Below are 18630 nucleotides of genomic sequence, written 5' to 3'. Positions count from 1 at the left end.
TTCGTGTTCGGCCCTGCGGTGGAGAACATGAAGAGTGACCTGGTGCCCGACGACTACGCCGCCACGCTCGAAGACCTCAAGAAGCACGTGCGCGCCGTGCGCCTGGAGGTGCAGCGCAAGGTCAACAACGAGCTTCTGCAGCTGTGGTGGCGCATCGGTCGCACAATCTTGGACCGGCAGGCGGCGGAGGGTTGGGGCGCGAAAGTGCTGGACCGACTTGCCGCAGATCTGCGTGCCGAGTTCACCACGATGAGAGGCTTCTCCCGCCGGAACCTGCTCTACATGCGGGCCTTCGCCCAGGCCTGGCCCGACGAAACCGATCTTGTGCAACGACCCATTGCACAATTGCCATGGGGCCACGTGATCGAGCTGCTCGATAAGCTCGACGACCAGGAGTTGCGCGACTGGGACGCGGCGAAAGATGCACATCACGGCTGGAGCAGACCCGTGCTCCAGCACCAGATCACCACTCGTCTTCATGAGAAGGGGCCGCACCGCGACCGGTGCGACATGGACGACGTCGAAGCGATCCTGGTTGCTCTTCTCTAGGTCTCGATCGCGATCACGCGTTCATCGTCTTCTGCTCCCGACGCGGCGGTGGACGCAGATGCATCGTGGCGAACGCCAGCGCGAAGAGTGAAGGCACGAAGAGGCGATCGTCCGGCGAGTAGCCATCCGTGGAAGGCCACTCGGAGTCGGCGTAGTGAACGGGTCCGGCGTCGCCCACGAAGTACGACACGACCATTCCGCCGACTCCCAGGATGAGGAGCGCGACGAACCACATCCCGTGGCGGAACCACCACCGACGGGCCGGGCGCACGATGCGCAGAGGAAGGCCGATCACGAAAGCCGTGATCGTGATCAGGGCCGATCCGATGGCGAACCCGACGACCTGCAGCCCTTCCGTGTACCCGGACGCAGTGATCGCCCAGAAGTCAATCGCGATGTACGTGATCAGACCGGTGAGAAAGATCTGTACCGCCAACAGGACCCAGTCCCGTGCGGCCATGGTCGTCCCCTCCTGAACCGCTGCGGTGAGCTCCACGGGCTCGAGCTGATTCTGGGCGGGCACAGTCGAATCGTAAAGGGCAAGACGTCTGAGCGGAAGCGATGACCCCCACCCCCGAGGGGTGAAAACCAGGGGTGAAAACCAGCCGATCGGCGATCCCCCTTCCTCCCCGCCGGGCAGGCTTGCGGAGGCCCTGACCGCGCGCGTCGATCTGCGATGCGAGCCGTCAGCATGTCGCCTGAGGGGGCGGGGCCTTCCGTGGCGCGAGTGCGCGCCCGGTATGTACAAGGGGAGAGCAGTCTTGACAATTCGTGTTGCCCAGGAGCATCCGACGGGGTCGGCGTCCGAGAGTCGGAAGGGCCGGTGGGCGCGAAGCGCGAAGCGGCTCCTCGCCGGCATCGCCAGCACGGCGGTGGTCGCCTCGACCATGATCTTCGTCGGTGGCACGATCACCGCCGCCCCGGCCGCCGCAGACGACCCGTTCCTGTGCACCCCGGGTGCCGTGTACGTGCAGAGCACGACGCAGATCCGTGAGTTCGCGGTGAACGAGCAGGGCGGTGCCCCCGGCAACGGCGGCACACTGGGCGCGATCGGCTTCGGCGCCGACCACTCCGACAACGGTCTCGGCATCTCGGCCGACGGTCAGTACGCCTACACGGTCACCAACTCCGCGTCGAGCAAGGTGCTGGCCAAGCACGACCGCGTCTCGAACCAGACCACCCGCACCTCCTTCAGCCTCACCTCCGCCGTTCTCCGCGGCGCGGTGCACCCGGTCACCGGCGTGTACTACTTCGCGAGCGGAACCACGAACAACGCGATCAACCTCTACGCGTGGAACGAGAACGCGAGCCCGCAGACCTACGTCCAGGTGGGAACGTTGCGCCCGACCAGCGGCAGCAGCGGCTTCGGCGCGAACGGCGACATGGCGTTCAGCGCCTCCGGACAGTTGGTGCTCGTCGCCGACCGATACATCTACTCGGCCGACCTGCCTGCGACCCTCACGCCGAGCACGGCGACCATCGGCGCCAAGCAGGTGCACGACATGGGTGACGGTGTGCAGGGCAACGGCATCGCCTTCGGCAACCTCGGCCACATCTTCGTGTCGGTCTCGGGCGGCGGCAGCCGCATCATCGAGGTCGACCTGCCCCGCGGCGAGACCGTCAACTCGACCCCGCTCGGATCCTTCTCGCCGACCGACATGTCCAGCTGCACCTTCCCGAACACGATGACCCTCAAGAAGGATCTTCCGGGTGGGCGCCAGGCCGCGACGGATCAGTTCGCCCTCGGCATCCAGTCTCCGGCCGGATACCAGGTCGCGCAGACGAACAGCACGACGACGGGCAACGCGTCCGGCATCCAGCCCGATTACGCGGGTCCGGTCTTCACCAACCAGGGCGATATCTTCGGCCTGTCCGAGACGCCGACCGGCACCGCGGACCCCGACCGCTACGCGACGACCCTGACGTGCGAGCAGCTCAACCCCGACGGCTCGACCACCCCGGTCGCCGTCGACGGATCCGACCGCGTCACGCAGCCCGCCGGTTCCCGCGGCACCGACGTCGTCTGCACGTTCGCCAACGCCCGCCTCGTTCCCGGGCTCGATCTGCGGAAGACCTCCGACCCCGCCGCCGGAGCGGCCGTGACCGCCGGCCAGCGCATCACGTACACCGTCGAGGCCGAGAACACCGGCAACACTGCGCTCGACCCCGTCACGATCAGCGACGACCTCGCCGGCGTCTTCGACGACGCGCAGTACCAGACCGACGTGAGCACCGCGATCGACGGCACCGAGGTCACCTCGGGCGCAGCGACCGTGACGGGTGAAACCCTGGCGTGGACCGGATCGCTCGAGCCCGGACAGATCGTCACGATCACCTATTCCGTCATCGTCGATGAGGGCGTGGAGGGTGCGAGCATCACCAACAGCGTGACGGCATCCGGCACCCCTCCCGGCGGTCTCGACCCGATCGTGCCGCCCGCCGTCGTCACCGAGCACCCGGTCGCCGGGTTCGTGATCGACAAGGCATCCGACCCCATCGCCGGCAGCGTCGTCGAGCCCGGGCAGGTCATCGAGTACACCGTGACCGGCACCAACACCGGTGCGATCACCCTCTCGCCGGCCGCGATCGCGGACGACCTGTCCGGTGTGCTCGCGCACGCCGAGTACAACGCCGACATCGCCACCGCGATCGACGGCACCTCCGTCACCGCGGGCGCCGCCACCCTCACCGGAGACGACCTCGCCTGGAGCGGCGCTCTGCAGCCCGGCCAGACCGTGACGATCACCTACTCGGTCACCGTCGACGAGACGGCATCCGGAGAGATCCTGCAGAACGTGGCATCCGGCTCGGCCGTCCCGACCACGACCGACCCCTCCGACCCGACCGGACCGCAGATCCCCGGCACCCCGATCGTGCCGCCGACCGCGACCACCGAGCACCCGGTCATCGGATCCGGCTTCACCCTCAGCAAGTCCGCCGACCCCGCATCCGGCACGGCCGTGCAGGCCGGTGACACGATCGAGTACACGATCACCGGAACGAACACCGGCGACACCGACCTGAACCCGGCCCAGATCGTCGACGACCTGGCAGGTGTCCTCGACGACGCGTCCTACAACGACGACGTCACGGCCGATCGCGGCACCGCCCTTGTCGACGCTGCGACGCTCACTTGGACCGGATCGATTCCGCGGGGCGAGTCCGTCACGATCCGCTACAGCGTGACCGTCGACGAGGGCGTGCAGAGCGCCCTGCTGCGCAACGTGGTCGACGGCGAGGCGACTCCGTTGATCCCTGTGGACCCGAGCGACCCGAACAGCCCGACCACACCCGGAACGCCTCTCACCCCGCCGCCGGCCGAGACGACGCACCCCGTGGTCGACACCGGCTTCGAGGTCGCCAAGACGGCCGATCCCGCGTCGGGCACCGCCGTGCAGGCGGGTGACACCATCGAGTACACCGTGACCGGGACGAACACCGGCAACACGGTCCTCGACCCCGCGACCATCACCGACGACCTCTCGGCCGTGCTGACGGATGCCGCCTACAACGGCGACGTCACCGCGACCACCGGCACCGTCGAGGTGGTGGACTCCACCCTCACCTGGAGCGGCAGCCTCGCCCCCGGTGACGACGTCGTGATCACGTACTCCGTGACGCTGAGCGACACCGCGACCGGCGTGCTGCTGCGCAACACCGCCCAGGGCGAGGCGACACCGCTCATCCCGGCCGATCCCACCGATCCCGAGAGCCCCACCGTTCCCGGTGAGCCGGTGACGCCGCCACCCGCGACGACCGAGCACCCCGTGGTCAACCCCGGGTTCACCGTCACCAAGTCGGCCGACCCCGCCACGGGCACCCGCATCGATCCGGGCAGCGTCATCGAGTACACGGTGACCGGCACGAACACCGGTGACACGGTGCTCGAACCGGCCGCGATCACGGACGACCTGTCCGCCGCGCTCGCGCACGCCGCCTTCAACGACGACGCCTCCGCCTCGCGCGGTGACGTCGACGTGACGGATGCGACGCTCGCCTGGAACGGACGCCTCGAGCCCGGCCAGAACGTCGTGATCACCTACTCGGTGACGGTCGACGCGGATGCCGGTGGCGAGACCATCCGCAACTCGGCATCGGGCACGGCGACTCCGCTGTTCCCGCAGGACCCGAGTGACCCGCAGAGCCCCACCACGCCCGGCACGCCGATCGTCCCGCCGACGACGAGCACCGAGCACCCGGTCAACGAGCCCGGCTTCACGCTGTCGAAGACGGTCGATCCGGCCTCGGGCACCGCGGTGGATCCCGGTCAGGTCCTCACCTACACGCTCACCGGCACCAACTCCGGGCAGACGGCGCTGAACCCGGTCGCGATCGTCGACGACCTCTCGAAGGTCCTCGCCCACGGCTCGCTCTCGGGTGATGCTGTCGCGACCATCGGCGGCACGGCCGCTGCGCCCGTCGAGATCGTCGGCGACGAGCTCTCGTGGACCGGTGCCCTGGCCGTCGGTCAGACCGTCACTATCACCTACGCGGTGACGGTGGGCCCCGGCGCGGTCGGAACGGTCGTCGAGAACTCCGCGACCGGCACGGCGACGCCTCCCGGCGGTGCCGAGATCACCCCGCCGCCCGTGACGACGGAGAATCCGGTCAACGAGCCCGGCTTCTCGGTGTCGAAGAGCGCCGATCCGGCATCCGGCACCGCCGTCGATCCGGGTGCGACGATCACCTACACGGTCACCGGCACCAACACCGGTGAGACGGCACTCGATTCCGTCGAGATCGTGGACGACCTCGCAGGCGTGCTCGCTCATGCAGAGCTCGACGGAGCCCCGACCGCGACGATCGCCGGATCGGCCGTGACCGCCCCGTCCGTCACGGACGAGCAGCTCTCGTGGGTCGGCGACCTGCGGGTCGGCGAGACGGTCACGATCACGTACTCCGTGACCGTGGCGGCGGACGCCGGTGGAGCCGTGATCGCCAACTCGGTGACCGGCAGCGCGACGCCTCCCGGTGGTGTGCCGCCGATCGAGACCCCGCCTGCTCGCACGGAGAACCCGGTCAACCAGCCCGGCTTCGAGGTCGTCAAGACCGCCGACCCCGCGTCGGGGAGCCGGGTCGACCCGGGCAGTGTCATCACCTACACGGTGACCGGCATCAACACCGGCCAGACGGCGCTCGACCCGGTGACGATCGGCGACGACCTCTCGAACGTCCTCGCACACGCCGAGTACAACGACGATGCCGCAGCGGTGGTGGACGGCGCGTCCGTCGCAGCACCGGTCGTGGGCGACGATGCGCTCAAGTGGCAGGGCCCCCTCGCTGTCGGCCAGCGCGTCATCATCACCTACTCGGTGACCGTGGACGGTGCTGCCGGCGGCCAGACCCTCGCGAACATCGCGGAGGGCACGGCGGTCGCGCCCGGAGGTGACCGGCTCACGCCACCGCCCTCGGTCACCGAGCACCGCGTCGGCAAGCCGGGCTTCACCTTCGAGAAGACCTCGAACCCGGGGTCGGGCACCGCGGTTGCCGCCGGCAGTGTCGTCACCTACACGCTGACGGGCGTGAACACCGGTGAGACGCGGCTCGACGAGGTCGTCATCACCGACGATCTCGGGCAGGTGCTGCGCCACGCCGAGCTCACGGGGACGATGACGGCGGCGGTGGGAGACCGCGGCGTCGCCGCTCCGGTGCTCGACGGCACGATGCTGCGCTGGGGAGGCAGCCTCGCCGAGGGCGAGACCGTCACGATCACCTACGCGGTGACCGTCGACGCGGATGCCGCCGGTGCCACGCTGGAGAACGTGGCGGCTGCGGCAGCCACACCTCCCGGCGGGCAGACGATCACGCCGCCGCCCAGCGCGACCAGCAACCCGGTGCAGACGCCGCTGGCGATCACCGGTGGGCAGCTCGCCCCCTGGGCCATCGGGCTCGCCGTCAGCCTGCTGCTCGCGGGCGGGATGCTGCTGCTCGTGCGTCGTCGGAGGATGACGGCCTGACGCGGTCGCGTCTGCGCGGCACTCGGCCTGCGGCGTAGACGCGACCCACCCTCGACGGGCGCTCGCCTCGCGAGCGCCCGTCGTCGCGTGGCCGCTAGGCCTCCGAGAGCAGGTCGTACGCCGCGGCCTTCTCCACGGCGTCGGCGCGGTTCGCGGCGTCGAGCTTGCGGTAGATGCTGCGCACCTGCGTCTTGAGCGTGTTCGGGGAGACGTTCAGGTCGGCCGCGATGGTGCGCAGCGACGCCCCGGTCATGAGTTCGCGGAGCACCACGCGCTCGCGGGAGGACAGCCGCGGTCGGTCGGACGTCGACGGGAGCACCGCCGCCGCAGGCAGGGACCCGCGACCTTCCTCGGCGAGGACACCGCGGAGGAAGGCGAAGTCCTCGGGGGGCAGGAGCGTCAGCGGGGTCGAGAGCTCGCGGTCGGCGGACTGGATGGCCAGTGATTCGACGGCCCGACGTGCCGCGGCGACGCCGGCCGTGTGGTGGAGGGCGGCCGCCTGCACGGCTGCGGCCTCGGCGCGTTCTCGGGGTGTCTCGGGTTCGAGTCGCGTCTGGGCCAGCAGGCGGGAGGCATCGGTCGCGCGGCCCTCGACCAGTGCGAGCCTGGCGCGTTCCACCACGGTGCCGAAGCGGTCGGGGCGGGCGTCCTGCTGGACGGTGCTCCGGGCCGCCGCGGTGTCACCGACCGCGAGTTGCAGCAGCGCGCGCGGGCGGCTCAGCGTCTGACGCGCATGCGACGACGACGCCTCCCGTCCGCGCAGACGGCGGAACGACTCGAGCTGCTCGAGTCCGGCGGCGGGTGTCTGCGCGTGGAGCGCGACCCAGGCCTCGGTGAGCGCCATCGTGGCCCAGTGCTCGCTCGTCGCGCGGTGGGGACCGAAGGCGCGGATGTGCTCCCGCGCCCGCTCGGGGTCCTGAGCCTCGATCGCGAGCAGCGCCTCGGCGACGCGGTAGAAGGTGCCGCGGTATCCGTCGAGCTGCTCGCGGGGCCAGGAGCTCTGCCGGACGAGCTCGACGTAGTGCAGCGCTTCGGGCATGTCGCCGTTCAGGGCGTGGATGCCGCTGAGCAGGGCGATGCTGTGGAACGCATGGCGCATCTCGTGCACCGCCGCCAGGGAAGCGGCGTAGTCGAACCACTCGACCGCCTTCTCCTGCTGGCCCGAATAGTAGAGCGAGATCCCCAGGTGCGTGCAGAGCAGTGGAACCTCCGCGGCATAGGCCTCCCATTCCGCCTCATCGGTCTCCTGGAACAGGGCGAGGGCGCGCGAGGCGACCTGTCCGCCGCGCTCGGGCATCCCGATCAACCGGAGGGCGGCGCTCTCGGCCGCCCAGATGAAGATGCGCTCCATCGCCGGTGGAGGCTTGCGGCGGGAGTTCGCGGCCGAGATGGCGACGCGCATCAGCTGCAGCCCGCGGATGCGCCGCAGCTTGCTGGCGTTGAAGCAGATTGCGAGGATCATGGCGATGAGCGGCTGATCCTTGAGGCGGGCGACCGGGAGCCGGCCGAGCAACCCGACGAGCGCCTTGCCGTCGTTCTCGAGAAGGTGATTCCAGCCCTTCATGATGATGTGCGAAGCGAGTGCGAGGTCGTCCTGCTCGACCGCGAGCCGGAGTGCTTCGATCGGTGCTCCGCGGCGCAGGGCCCCGTCGACGGCGGCGCGGGTCAAGCCGGGGATCTCCTGCGCATGCGAACGCTGGAGCTCTCGTCGCAGCAGCACGGTCGCCACCGGCGTGAACGTGAAGATCGGCGGATCCGACCGGGACCAGTGCCCGAAGCCGAACTCCTCGGCGTCGTCGAGCAGGGGGATCACGTCGTCGCGCCCGGTCAGCGTGCGGGCGAGGTCCGGATCGACCGCGTCGGTGATGCTCAGGCGGATCAGCGCCGTCCGCACGGCGGGGTCCGCATCGGAGCGGTCGACGCGGGACTGCAGGTAGTCCTCGAGCGCACGCGTGGCGGCATCCAGGATCGAGCCCGTCCCGCCCTGCGGTGAGCGCTTCGCTGCGGCGTGGATGACCGCGGGGAAGCCGCCCGTGGCGGTGCGGACTTCCTCGGCGGTCGAGACGTCGACGCCGAGTGCGCGCGAGATCTCCTCCGCATCGAAGAGGAGATCGTCGGCGGCGACGGTGGTCCGGTCGATGACGAGGTCGAGTCCCTCGCTGTCGAAAGCGCTGCGTCGATTGCTCCCGGCGATGAGCCGTGCGTTCGGGGCTTCCGCGACGACGCGGCAGATGTCGAACACGCTCTCGCGGCTCGACCCCGCGGCATCGTCCAGGACGATGACGATCGGCTCCTGCCGGTCGCGCAGGAACGTGGACACCGTGTTCCAGGGGCGGTCACCCGTGTCGGGGAAGTCCCCGACGCCCGTGCGAGCGAGTGCGCGCAGCAGCGCCTGGGCGAGGCCACTGCTCGTCGCGGCATCCGCATCGACGGAGACCCAGACCACGGATGAGGTGGTGGTGCGCGCCCACTCGGCCATCGCCACGGTCTTGCCGGCGCCGGACGCGCCGTGGATCACGGTCAGTGGACTGTCGTTCTCGAGCGCTGCGGTGAGGCGCGGTCGCGGGATGACCCCGCTGGAAATGCGGGGCACGCCGGTGATGGTGCGCACGGCAGCAGCCGACATCGTTCCTCCCCGAGTGGTCCCGACACCAACGATATTCCGAGATGTTCATCTCTGCGCGGATGGGCCGTGGATTCGGGCGCCGCTCTAAGCTCGAGGGGTGGATGGGGAGAGGCCGGAGAGAGCCCGGGGAATACCGACGAGTGCGCTCCTGGTGACCGCAGCCTTCGGCGCCGTCCAGTCCCTGCTCTTCGTCGCCCTCGTGCCGATCACGAGCGTGCTCGCGGTCTCCTCGCCTCCGGCGTACGCGCTGGTCGCCAGCATCCACGGTCTGATGCCGTTCCTCGCGCGCGTGATCACCCGGACCCCGGGAATGGCGACGTTCGCGGCCTTCGTGACGGGGCTCCTGACCTCCGCCGTCTCGCCCATCGGGCCGCTGGCGGCCGTGCCCATGCTGATCGCCGGGCTCGCGCTCGATCTCTCGCTGCCCCTGCGGCGCGGGCAGCAGCCGACCGCGGCCCGCATCCTGCTCGCCGGCGCGATCGTCGGCGTCGTGCTGTTCTTCGTCGCGCTCCCGGTCTTCTCACCCGACCATCTGGTCCCGCCGGTGCTGCTGGCCACACTCGCCGCGCGGATCGTCGGCGAACTCGCGATCGCGTCCGTGGTGATCGCCCTCCGGCGGCTCCTGACGCGAGCCGGCGTGGCCCGCTAGCCGGTCCGCATCGCCTACCTCCGGCGATCCGCCCGGTTCAGGCCCAGCCGCCGCCAGGGTTCGGTGAGCCGCGACCAGACGGTCGGCTCCCTCTCCGCCTCCGGAGCGGCGGGCAGCGCCACGGCGAACTGCACGAACTCCTCGGCCCCGTGATGCACGACCCGGTACAGCGCGGTGCCGATCAGCACGCCGAGGGCGATCGACATGATCGAGGTGAGTGCCGCCGTGAAGTCGGCGAGCCCGTTGTCGGTGGCGAACGCCTCGGTGAGACCCACGAGGCCGGCGGCGCCCGGCACGAGCAGCCAGAACGCGGGGAGGAAGGTGAGTTGCGACGGGGCCCCGTGGCGCAAGCCGGCTATCCAGAACACGACCGGGGTGACGGCGACGGCGCCCACGAACCCGCCGATCGTGGGGTCGATGAACTCGGTTCCGGCCCACTGGCCGACGTACGCGACCACGAGTGCCAGGAGCACCCATCCGAACGTCGAGGCGGGGGCGGAGAAGTGCAGATAGTTGCCGATGGCGAACACGAGCACGCCGAGGAAGCCGACCCACCAGGGGAGGAAGGAGGAGGCGGGGAGCGGCTCGTATGACCGGGACTCCACCCCGACGACGGCACCGGCGGCGAGGATGCCGAAGGCCAGGAGCGCGAGTTGCACGAACCCGTAGACGAGACGCGCGGCCCCCGAGATCATCTGGCCCGCGGCGAGTTCGACGGTCGCCGTGGTGAGCACACCTCCGGGCAGGAAGGTCACCAGCGGCGCGATCAGCAGACGGATGGGGTCGCCGATCTCGATCACCTCCGCGAGGAGGAAGACCGCGCCCGCGCACACGAAGGCCGCCGCGATCGGCAGGATCAACTGCAGTGTCGGGGACCGGACGAGCTTCAGCAGTCCGATCCCGAATCCGAGGATGAACGCGACGATCACGCCCTGCCAGGTCGGGGCCAACAGCAGCGCCAGACCGGCGGTGAGCACTCCGTGTCCGAGCGTGCGCGTGAACCAGCCGAGTCGAGGCCGCATCGCCCCGATCTCGTTCAGCCGGCGGATGCCGTCGAGCGGTGGGACGCCGCCGGTCCGTGCCTCGCCGATCAGGTCGTACAGTGCGGCGATCTGATCGAACCGGAACGAGGCGTTGGTCGCCGAGCGGATGGCGACCCTGGACTCATCCGACTCCCCGGTCTCGACGAGGATGATCGTCGGCAGCACGACGAAATCGGTGTCGTCGCCACCGTAGGCCCGGGCGACGGCGGTGAGCGTGTCGCGGATGCGGTCGACGGACTCCGCCGACGCGTTCATCCCCTGCGCGAGCCCGAGCAGGAACTGGCGGAGCGCCGAACGGTCGACGGTGTCGGTCATGTCAGCTGATCAGGAACGAGAGACCCACCCCGACGACGATGGCGACGCCCACGTAGATGAGGTTCGGCAGCTGGAACGAGTGGTCGAAGACGTACTTGCCCATCTTCGTCGTGCCGGTCTGGTCGAAGGCGACGGTGGCGACCTGGCTGCCGTTGGCGGGCAGGGTGTAGATGCCCATGGTCGCCGGCCACAGTCCCACCAGCAGCGGCGCCGGCAGCCCGATCGTGATGCCGATCGGGACGATCGCGTTGGTTGCACTCGACTGGCTGGTGGTGAGCATCGCGACCGCGAACAGCGCCATCGCGAAGAGCAGCGCCCCGAGGAACGCCGACGATCCGGAGACGACCGATCCGAGCCCGTCGACGATGAGCGTCTGGTTCGCCGCGACGAAGGTGTTGGCGAGCCACGCGATACCGAAGAGGGCGATCGCACCGACGATGCCGGCGGGGAAGGTGGGCTGCTTGGGGACGTCGGCGGCCTTGACCTTGCAGAAGACGAAGATTAGGGCGGCGATGATGCCCATCGTGACCTCGATGATGACCGTGACGCTGAGGCGCACCGGGTCGCCGGCGTCGTCGGTGCCGATCACGGGGCGCAGTCCTTCGAACAGGCCGAAGAACACGATCACCCCGACGCCGATGAGGAAGAGCGTGGCCGAGAGCACGGCGGTCTTCGGCAGCTTGTTCTCGTGCGCGTCGGTCTGCGGCGGCTTGATCTGCCCCTCCTTCAGACGGCGCTGGAACTCCGGGTCGTCCTCCAGGTCCTTGCCGTGCCGCATCATGACGAGCGCCGCGACGAAGAGTCCGGCGATCGATGCCGGCCACATGATCAGCAGCAGCTGGCCGAGGTCGACGCCCTGCGGCGCGAGCAGCACGACCATCGAGGCGGTCGCGGCCGAGACGGGCGAGCAGAGGATGCCGACCTGCGAGGCGACGGCCGAGACCGACAGGGCGCGCTCGGGGCGGATCTTCTGCTGGTACGAGACGTCGTAGATCACGGGCAGCAGCGGGTAGAAGATGTTCCCCGTACCCGCACCGACCGTGAAGAGGAACGACATCGCCGGGGCGAGGAACACGACCGATTTCGGCTTGCGTCTGATCACCTTCGCCGCGACCGACACCATCCAGTCGATGCCGCCGGCCGCTTGCATGGTGGATGCCGCGGTGATGACCGTGATGACGATGAAGACCGCGTCGACCGGGGCATTGCCCGGCGCTTCGCCGAACACGAAGATGAGCACGGCCACGCCGACCAGGCCCCAGACACCGAGGCCGATCCCGCTCGTGCGGGTGCCCATGTAGATCGCGCCGATGACGACGATCAGCTGCGCGATGAGGATCCACACGTTGTCGTTCATGACGACGGCCCCTTCGCGATCGGGGCGTTCCCCGTGAGTACCTTCGTCGACAGCTGCGTCTCGACGATCTTGCCGTCGATCGCCTCGACCCGGAGCGCCAGGGCGTCTTCGACGGGGCTGATCGCGGTGACGAACTCGGAGTTCTCGAAGTGCAGCGACTGCAGGTTGCCCACCGCGTATCCGGTCGAGAGCTCGCCGCTCAGCAGCGAGGCGTGGAAGAGCGGACGCCGCTGATCCTCGGCGTCGTAGTGCGGGCAGAAGCTGCCGTGCAGGAAACCGAGCCCCTCGGGCAGCACCTGCAGGGTCGGGCCGTAGCTGTCGGTCGTGCCGCCCTCGAACCAGCAGATGCCGCCGGCGCTGCCTCCGGTGAACACGACGTTCGAGTCGGGGTCCTCCCACATCTCGCGCATGATCTCGTCGAGACCCTGCCGCTTCCACACGTCGAGCATGTTCGCGGTGTTGCCGCCGCCGACGTGGATCACGTCGAAGCCCTTCACGAAGCCCGCGAGGTCGTCCACCGCCCGATGGAACAGCGGCAGATGGTGCGGCGCGCACCGGTCCGAGTCATAGGTGGAGTAGAAGCTCAGGATGTACGCGGCGTCATCGCCGGTCGCCGTCCCGACGAAGAGGACCCGGGGTCGCTCCTTGCCGGTCAGCTCGAGGATGTAGTCGTGCGTCGGATCGTTCCGACGCTCCATCATGGCCTTGCCGGCCCCGGTTGCCACCACGTGAGACATGCCCCCACCTCTCGACGACTGCGAATGCGCTCAACCTAGCGGCGCACCGCGGCCAGCGTCCAGAGTGCTTTCACCCCGGAAGGGCGACCCGTCGGCCGGGCTGTTCAGCCGTTGACGCGCGCGGTGGCGACGAGGCCTTCGAGGAGGGCGTGCGTGCGCGCCCGAGGCCCGTCGGGGCGCAGGCCGAGCACGTTCGCGAGCTCGAGGGCCAGGGCGGCGTGGCCGGTGGCGCTCGGGTGGAACGGGTCGTTCATGAGTCCCCAGGGGACTCCGCCGGCGCCGAGCTCGGCGAAGCGCGCGAACTGGTCGACGAGGATCACGTCTTCGCTCGCGGCGACTTCGCGCACCGCCTGGGCGAACTCGCCGATCCGCGCGCGCTCCGGGGCGTTGCGGGTGTCGATCGCCGGCGGGGTCTGCAGCACGGGGATCGCCCCGAGCGCGCGCACCCGCGTCACGAAGTCCCGCAGCGATCCGGCGTAGTCCGCCGCCGAGATCACCTCGCGCGGGCCGCCGTCGGAAGCATCGTTCGTGCCGATCATGAGGGTGACCACATCCGGCTGCCAGGATGCGACGCGGCGGTCCCAGTCGTCGAGGAGGTCGACGATGCGGTTGCCGCTGATCGCCGTGTTCAGCACGACGTCCCGCACGCGTCCCAGCTCGCCGCGGATCAGCTCGTGCAGGTGCTCCGGGTAGCTGCGCCCACCGTGCGTGTGCACCAGGCCGTGCGTGATCGAGTCGCCCGTGATGATCCAGTTCAGCGGAATCGGATCGGCCAGCGCGGCGGCGAGGCGGCCGAGGTCGGAGGCGGCGGATGCGGGAGCGGAGGATGCGGCGTTCGACACGGCTCCGAGCTTATCGGCCGGGGCGATTCGGCCGATGTATGCCGGAACGTCGATATGTGAAAACGGATTCGATCGAGGGATGCCGTGGAGGAAAGGTACCGTCGTCCGGACCACCGCTCACCACTCATCACATCGGCCACGGGTAACCCACCCGGGGGCCGATCGAGGTACCCATGAACAAGTGCTCCGCACCGTCCGCAGGCGTCGAACTACCGCGCTCGTCGGTGATGATCGTCTTCGGCACCCGCCCCGAGATCGTCAAGCTCGCCCCGCTGGTGCGCAGCCTGGGCGAGGCCGCCTATGTCGTCCACACCGGCCAGCACTACGACCGTGACATGTCGGCGGTGTTCCTGAAGTCCTGCGGAATCACGCGGGTGCACCGCCAGCTCCGTGTCGGCGGACTCCCGCGGGCCGCGCAGATCGGGCGGGGAGCCGAGCAGATCGCGCAGACCATCGCCGAGGTCGAGCCGAGCTACGTCGTCGTGCAGGGAGACACGAACGCGACGATCGCAGCCGCGCTCGCCGCCAACGCCTCGGGTGTGCGGCTCGGTCACGTCGAAGCAGGGCTCCGCGCCAATGATCGCCGGATGCCCGAAGAGCACAACCGGATCATGGTCGACCACATCGCCGACGACCTGTTCGCGGCGACCCCGGCGAACCGCGCCAACCTGCTCGCGGAGGGCATCGACGAGGAGCGCATCCTCGTCACCGGGAACCCGGTGGTCGAAGCCGTCCGGACACAGCGTGCCGCCGCCGGATCCGACGTCGCCGAGCTGGAGCGTCTCGGCCTCGAGCCCGACGTGTATGTGCTCGCCACGCTGCATCGGCAGGAGAACGTCGATTCCCCGGACAACCTCCTCGCCACGCTGCACGCCTTCAACGAGATCGCCGCGTCGGGGTGGCCGGTCGTGTTCCCCGTGCACCCGCGGACCCGGGCCATGCTGTCCGCGCTGGATGCCGACCACCTGCTCGATGCGCTGATCGCCGAGGAACCGTACACCTACGAACGGTTCCTCGCTCTCGCGTCGCACGCGGCGGTGCTGGTCTCCGACTCGGGCGGCATCCAGGAGGAGGCGACGGTGCTCGGACGACCGGTCCTCGTCGTCCGCGACTCGACCGAACGGCCCGAGGCGCTGGGCTCCTTCACCCAGTTGGTCTCCCCGCAGATGCTGGCGCGAGAGACAGCCGCCCTGCTCTCGACGGTGACCCGCACTCTCGCCGACCTCGATGCCCTGCCGTCGCCGTTCGGCGACGGCCATGCCACGGAGCGCATCGCGGAGCACATCCGATCCGCCGTCGCCGCCGCCCGCGACGAGAGCGCATGATGCGTCCTCGGCTGTCCGCCGCTGTTCGAGGTCGCGATGCTCGTCGCCGCTAGCGCCATTTCGTTCATCGTCACGCTGACGTTCCTCGTCTACGTCTTCATGATCATCGTTCCCTTCGTGCGCCGCACGCCGGACCCCGATGGTCGCGTGGATGCCTTCGCATGGCACATCTTCGTGCCGTGCCGAGATGAGGAGGTCGTCATCTCGCGAACCATCCGGATGCTCCGCTCCACGGTGCCGGAGGCACACGTCTGGGTGATCGACGACGACAGCGACGACCGCACCGCGTCGATCGTCCAGTCGGCCGCCGAGGCGGACGCCTTCGTGCATCTCGTCCAGCGCCGGCGCCCCGAGGCGAGGACCGGCAAAGGGGATGCGCTCAATGCCGCGTACTTCGAACTGAACGCGTTCCTTCCCGCCGACACCGACCGTTCGCGCGTCGTCGTGTGCGTCGTCGATGCCGATGGCGAGGTGGCCGAGAACATCCTCCGCAAGGCCGCCTCACCCCACGCGTTCGGAGATCCCGAAGTCGGGGCGGCGCAGGTCACGGTCTACATGAAGAACCGCGATGACCGGCAACCCGTCCCGGGAGCGGGATGGGCCCGGAACACGTTCGGGCGATTCCTCATCCGGATGCAGGACCTCGAGTTCCGCGGGCCGATCGCCGCGATCCAGTCCCTCCGCGGATGGACCGAGACCGTGGGCCTCGGCGGCAACGGCCAGTTCACGCGCCTCTCGGTTCTGGATGACATCGCCGCGAGGTCCGACAGGCCGTGGCACGGTTCGCTTCTGGAGGACTACGAGCTGGGCATCCACGTGCTGCTGGCCGGGCATAAGAACCGACACCTGCACGACACCTACGTCGCCCAGGAGGCGCTGCACGATTTCCGACGGTTCACGGTCCAACGCACACGCTGGGCGCAGGGAAACATGCAGTGCATCCGCTACATCCCCGAGATCGTGCGCTCTCCGATGCTCACGAACGCCGGCATTCTCGAGATCTGCTACTACCTGCTCCTGCCGGTCTTCCAGGTGGTGGCCAGCCTCGCCGCTGTGACCCTGGTCGTCGGAGCGATCGTGGGGGTGGCCTCCGGGGCATTCGCCCTCCCCTGGAGCCTCCTGCCCGTCCTCGCCATCCTCTTCCTTCTCTTCGGCATCGGCCCCTTCTTCATCTGGGGGCCGCTCTACCGTCGGTACAGCGAGCCCGATGCCGGATTCTGGACGGGCATCCTCTGGGGCTTCGGGATGTGGGTGTACGACTACTACGTCTATCTGACGGGTGCCCGCGCGCTCTACCGGATCGTCCGAGGGCGGAACGGGTGGGCGAAGACCCGCCGCAACGGGGAGATCGATGTGGCCGGTCCGATCGCGAAGGACGCCTGATGCAGCCCACGGCTTCCCTGCCTCCCACCGTTCGCGTCAGGACTCCTCGCCGCTCTTCGCTCTCGATGAAGGTGCGGCTGTTCGCGGGGGTGGGGTTGATCGCCACCGCTGTCGTGCTCGTCTTCCTGGCGCCGCAGGTCGTCTTTCTGGAAACGGAGGTCGCTCGCCTCTGGCTGCCCACGATCACCCCTGGCGCATTCACCGCGGCGGTCGAGTCCCCGGTGGCTTTCCTCGCTGCGCCGCTGTGGGGGCTGGGGGGTGTGATCCTGGCTGCGACACGCGTCAGCGGGCTGCGGGTGTGCATGTCGGTGGTCCTCTCCACGGTGCTGATCCTGGTGACGAATCAGGTGCGGCTCGGCGCCATCGGGTGGGGAGCGGTGACGGCGGGATCCTCTGAGGGTTACGAGGTCGCCCTGCGTCTGGGCGGGTCCGTGCTGAGCGTCCTCGGGTTCAGCGCCGCCTACCTGGTCTTCGTGATCGTGATGGCCGACCTGCCCCTGTTCGGCCGGAGGCGGACGCCGACCGGCTGATCCTCGTCGGATACGCTGGGCGGGTGAGCCCTGAGTCGGATAGACGCTAGATCGCGGGTGTGAGCACACGTCGTGTGCTCCCCGCATCCTCGTCGACCTCACTCACCCGCCGCTCGGTGCGTTTCGCAGCGCCCGCGGCTCTGCGCGTCTGGATGCTCCATGCCGTTCCTCATCCCCGTCCTCGCTCTGGCGATCTTCGCCCAGGGCACCAGCGAGTTCATGCTCGCCGGTCTTCTCCTCCCCCTGTCCGCCGATCTCGGTGTCGACCCATCGACCGCCGCCCTGCTGACCTCCGCGTTCGCGGTGGGCATGGTGGTGGGTGCGCCGCTGATGGCCGTGTTCGCCAGCCGCTGGCGTCCGAGGCAGACCCTCGTGCTGCTCCTCGTGATCTTCATCGCCGCGCACGTGGTCGGTGCGCTCGCGCCGTCGTTCTCCCTGCTGCTGGTCACGCGGGTGCTCGCCGCGCTGGCGAACGCCGGATTCCTGGCGATCGCTCTGGCCACCGTGCGGGGCATCGTCGCACCGGCGCAGACGACCAGGGCCGTCGCGGTCCTGCTCGCGGGCACCACGCTCGCGACGATCGTGGGCGTCCCCGCCGGTGCGATGCTCGCGAACGCCTTCGGATGGCGCTCGACCTTCTGGGCCGTGGTGCTGCTCTGTCTCCCTGCCGTGGTCGCGCTGCTCCTCGACCGCACGCTCGGCGCCGTTCCGCGCTCGCCGCGGATCGACGTGCGCGCGGAGGTCTCCGAGCTGCGTCGTCGTCCGGTGCTCGTCGCCGTGGTGCTCGCCGTGCTCGTGAACGCCGCGACCTTCGGGGTGTTCACGTTCCTCGCCGTCATCGGGGCGGATGCCGGGGTCGGGGCATCCTGGATCCCGGTGCTCCTCGCCGTATTCGGAGTCGGGGCCTTCCTCGGGGTGGCCGCCACCGGTCGGTGGGGTGCCCGCTGGGCGCGCACATGGATCGTGGTCGGTGCCGCGGCCACGACCGTCGTCTGGGTGGTGTTCGGCCTCGCCGCCGCGTCGGTGCCGGCCGTGTTCCTCGGCGGGTTGATCGGCGGGCTGCTGTCGTTCGCTGTCGGCTCGGCGCTGATCGCGCGCATCGTCGGCCAGGCCGAGGGCGCTCCGGTTCTGGGCGGCGCGTATGCCACGGCGGCGTTGAACCTCGGCGCGGTCGGCGGGCCCGTGCTCGCCGGGATCGGGTACTCCGGCGTCGGTGCGCCGGGCGTGCTGTTCATCGCGGCGGGGATCACCGCCGTCGGCGTCGTGCTCACGCCGCTGCTGCGACGATGATCGCCCCGTGACGCGAGGGATGCGAAA

General features: G+C 69.6%; 13 protein-coding genes. 7 read left to right on the top strand and 6 right to left on the bottom strand.

Translation table 11 applies throughout. The features are described from left to right. Nucleotides 1-42 precede the first annotated feature (42 nt). Nucleotides 43-549 carry a DUF1016 N-terminal domain-containing protein gene (locus BQ2383_RS00615; RefSeq protein WP_244175834.1) on the top strand — a complete coding sequence of 169 codons (507 nt, stop codon included), beginning with the start codon at nt 43-45 and terminating at the stop codon, nt 547-549. 13 nt (nt 550-562) lie between these two features. Here the strand turns inward: BQ2383_RS00615 and BQ2383_RS00610 are convergent, their stop codons facing one another. Further along, nucleotides 563-1072 carry a hypothetical protein gene (locus BQ2383_RS00610; RefSeq protein WP_091027597.1) on the bottom strand — a complete coding sequence of 170 codons (510 nt, stop codon included), beginning with the start codon at nt 1070-1072 and terminating at the stop codon, nt 563-565. A 238-nt stretch (nt 1073-1310) separates the two neighbouring features. Between BQ2383_RS00610 and BQ2383_RS00605 the strand changes: the two genes are divergently transcribed. After that, nucleotides 1311-6506 carry an isopeptide-forming domain-containing fimbrial protein gene (locus tag BQ2383_RS00605; protein ID WP_244175832.1) on the top strand — a complete coding sequence of 1732 codons (5196 nt, stop codon included), beginning with the start codon at nt 1311-1313 and terminating at the stop codon, nt 6504-6506. Between the two features lie 94 nt (nt 6507-6600). On the opposite strand, the gene BQ2383_RS00600 is transcribed toward BQ2383_RS00605, so the two are convergent. Beyond that, a complete protein-coding gene (locus BQ2383_RS00600) occupies nt 6601-9132 on the bottom strand; it encodes a LuxR C-terminal-related transcriptional regulator (RefSeq protein WP_244175831.1) in 2532 nt (843 codons plus the stop codon). Nucleotides 9133-9283: 151 nt separating this feature from the next. Between BQ2383_RS00600 and BQ2383_RS00595 the strand changes: the two genes are divergently transcribed. Next, entirely contained in the window at nt 9284-9781 is a 498-nt protein-coding gene (locus tag BQ2383_RS00595) for an ECF transporter S component (RefSeq protein WP_167381502.1), read from the top strand. A 14-nt stretch (nt 9782-9795) separates the two neighbouring features. On the opposite strand, the gene BQ2383_RS00590 is transcribed toward BQ2383_RS00595, so the two are convergent. From BQ2383_RS00590 to BQ2383_RS00575, 4 genes are all read right to left on the bottom strand, one after another. After that, entirely contained in the window at nt 9796-11139 is a 1344-nt protein-coding gene (locus tag BQ2383_RS00590; protein WP_091027590.1) for a threonine/serine ThrE exporter family protein, read from the bottom strand. A gap of 1 nt (nt 11140) precedes the next feature. Further along, nucleotides 11141-12496 (bottom strand): anaerobic C4-dicarboxylate transporter family protein, encoded by a 1356-nt coding sequence (locus BQ2383_RS00585; RefSeq protein WP_091027589.1) that lies wholly within the window; start codon nt 12494-12496, stop codon nt 11141-11143. Next, a complete protein-coding gene (locus tag BQ2383_RS00580) occupies nt 12493-13233 on the bottom strand; it encodes a peptidase E (protein ID WP_091027587.1) in 741 nt (246 codons plus the stop codon). Before BQ2383_RS00580 ends, BQ2383_RS00585 begins: the two co-directional genes overlap by 4 nt. Before the next feature lie 104 nt (nt 13234-13337). After that, nucleotides 13338-14075 (bottom strand): SGNH/GDSL hydrolase family protein, encoded by a 738-nt coding sequence (locus BQ2383_RS00575; protein ID WP_091027585.1) that lies wholly within the window; start codon nt 14073-14075, stop codon nt 13338-13340. 173 nt (nt 14076-14248) lie between these two features. On the opposite strand from BQ2383_RS00575, the gene wecB reads away from it, so the two are divergent. The 4 genes from wecB to BQ2383_RS00555 all read left to right on the top strand — a co-directional run bounded on the left by wecB (nt 14249) and on the right by BQ2383_RS00555 (nt 18603). Then, complete coding sequence (gene wecB / locus BQ2383_RS00570) at nt 14249-15400, top strand: non-hydrolyzing UDP-N-acetylglucosamine 2-epimerase (RefSeq protein WP_091027583.1); 1152 nt, start codon at nt 14249-14251, stop codon at nt 15398-15400. 36 nt (nt 15401-15436) lie between these two features. Next, complete coding sequence (locus tag BQ2383_RS00565; RefSeq protein ID WP_091027580.1) at nt 15437-16783, top strand: glycosyltransferase; 1347 nt, start codon at nt 15437-15439, stop codon at nt 16781-16783. Then, nucleotides 16783-17313 (top strand): hypothetical protein, encoded by a 531-nt coding sequence (locus BQ2383_RS00560; RefSeq protein WP_140403273.1) that lies wholly within the window; start codon nt 16783-16785, stop codon nt 17311-17313. Before BQ2383_RS00565 ends, BQ2383_RS00560 begins: the two co-directional genes overlap by 1 nt. Before the next feature lie 159 nt (nt 17314-17472). Continuing rightward, nucleotides 17473-18603, top strand: coding sequence for an MFS transporter (locus tag BQ2383_RS00555; protein ID WP_091027576.1), 1131 nt, complete (start codon nt 17473-17475; stop codon nt 18601-18603). The last annotated feature ends 27 nt before the right edge of the window (nt 18604-18630 follow it).

The organism is Microbacterium oxydans, from assembly GCF_900095745.1.
Lineage (GTDB): Bacteria > Actinomycetota > Actinomycetes > Actinomycetales > Microbacteriaceae > Microbacterium > Microbacterium oxydans_B.
This window is presented reverse-complemented; position numbering and strand designations above follow the sequence as displayed.

What these genes read in the sequence shown, in the direction of transcription:
- BQ2383_RS00600 (WP_244175831.1), bottom strand. Translation starts at nt 9,132, where the DNA reads ATGTCGGCTGCTGCCGTGCGCACCATCACCGGCGTGCCCCGCATTTCC.
- BQ2383_RS00590 (WP_091027590.1), bottom strand. Translation starts at nt 11,139, where the DNA reads ATGACCGACACCGTCGACCGTTCGGCGCTCCGCCAGTTCCTGCTCGGG.
- BQ2383_RS00585 (WP_091027589.1), bottom strand. Translation starts at nt 12,496, where the DNA reads ATGAACGACAACGTGTGGATCCTCATCGCGCAGCTGATCGTCGTCATC.
- BQ2383_RS00580 (WP_091027587.1), bottom strand. Translation starts at nt 13,233, where the DNA reads ATGTCTCACGTGGTGGCAACCGGGGCCGGCAAGGCCATGATGGAGCGT.
- wecB (WP_091027583.1), top strand. Translation starts at nt 14,249, where the DNA reads ATGAACAAGTGCTCCGCACCGTCCGCAGGCGTCGAACTACCGCGCTCG.
- BQ2383_RS00565 (WP_091027580.1), top strand. Translation starts at nt 15,437, where the DNA reads ATGCTCGTCGCCGCTAGCGCCATTTCGTTCATCGTCACGCTGACGTTC.
- BQ2383_RS00560 (WP_140403273.1), top strand. Translation starts at nt 16,783, where the DNA reads ATGCAGCCCACGGCTTCCCTGCCTCCCACCGTTCGCGTCAGGACTCCT.
- BQ2383_RS00555 (WP_091027576.1), top strand. Translation starts at nt 17,473, where the DNA reads ATGCCGTTCCTCATCCCCGTCCTCGCTCTGGCGATCTTCGCCCAGGGC.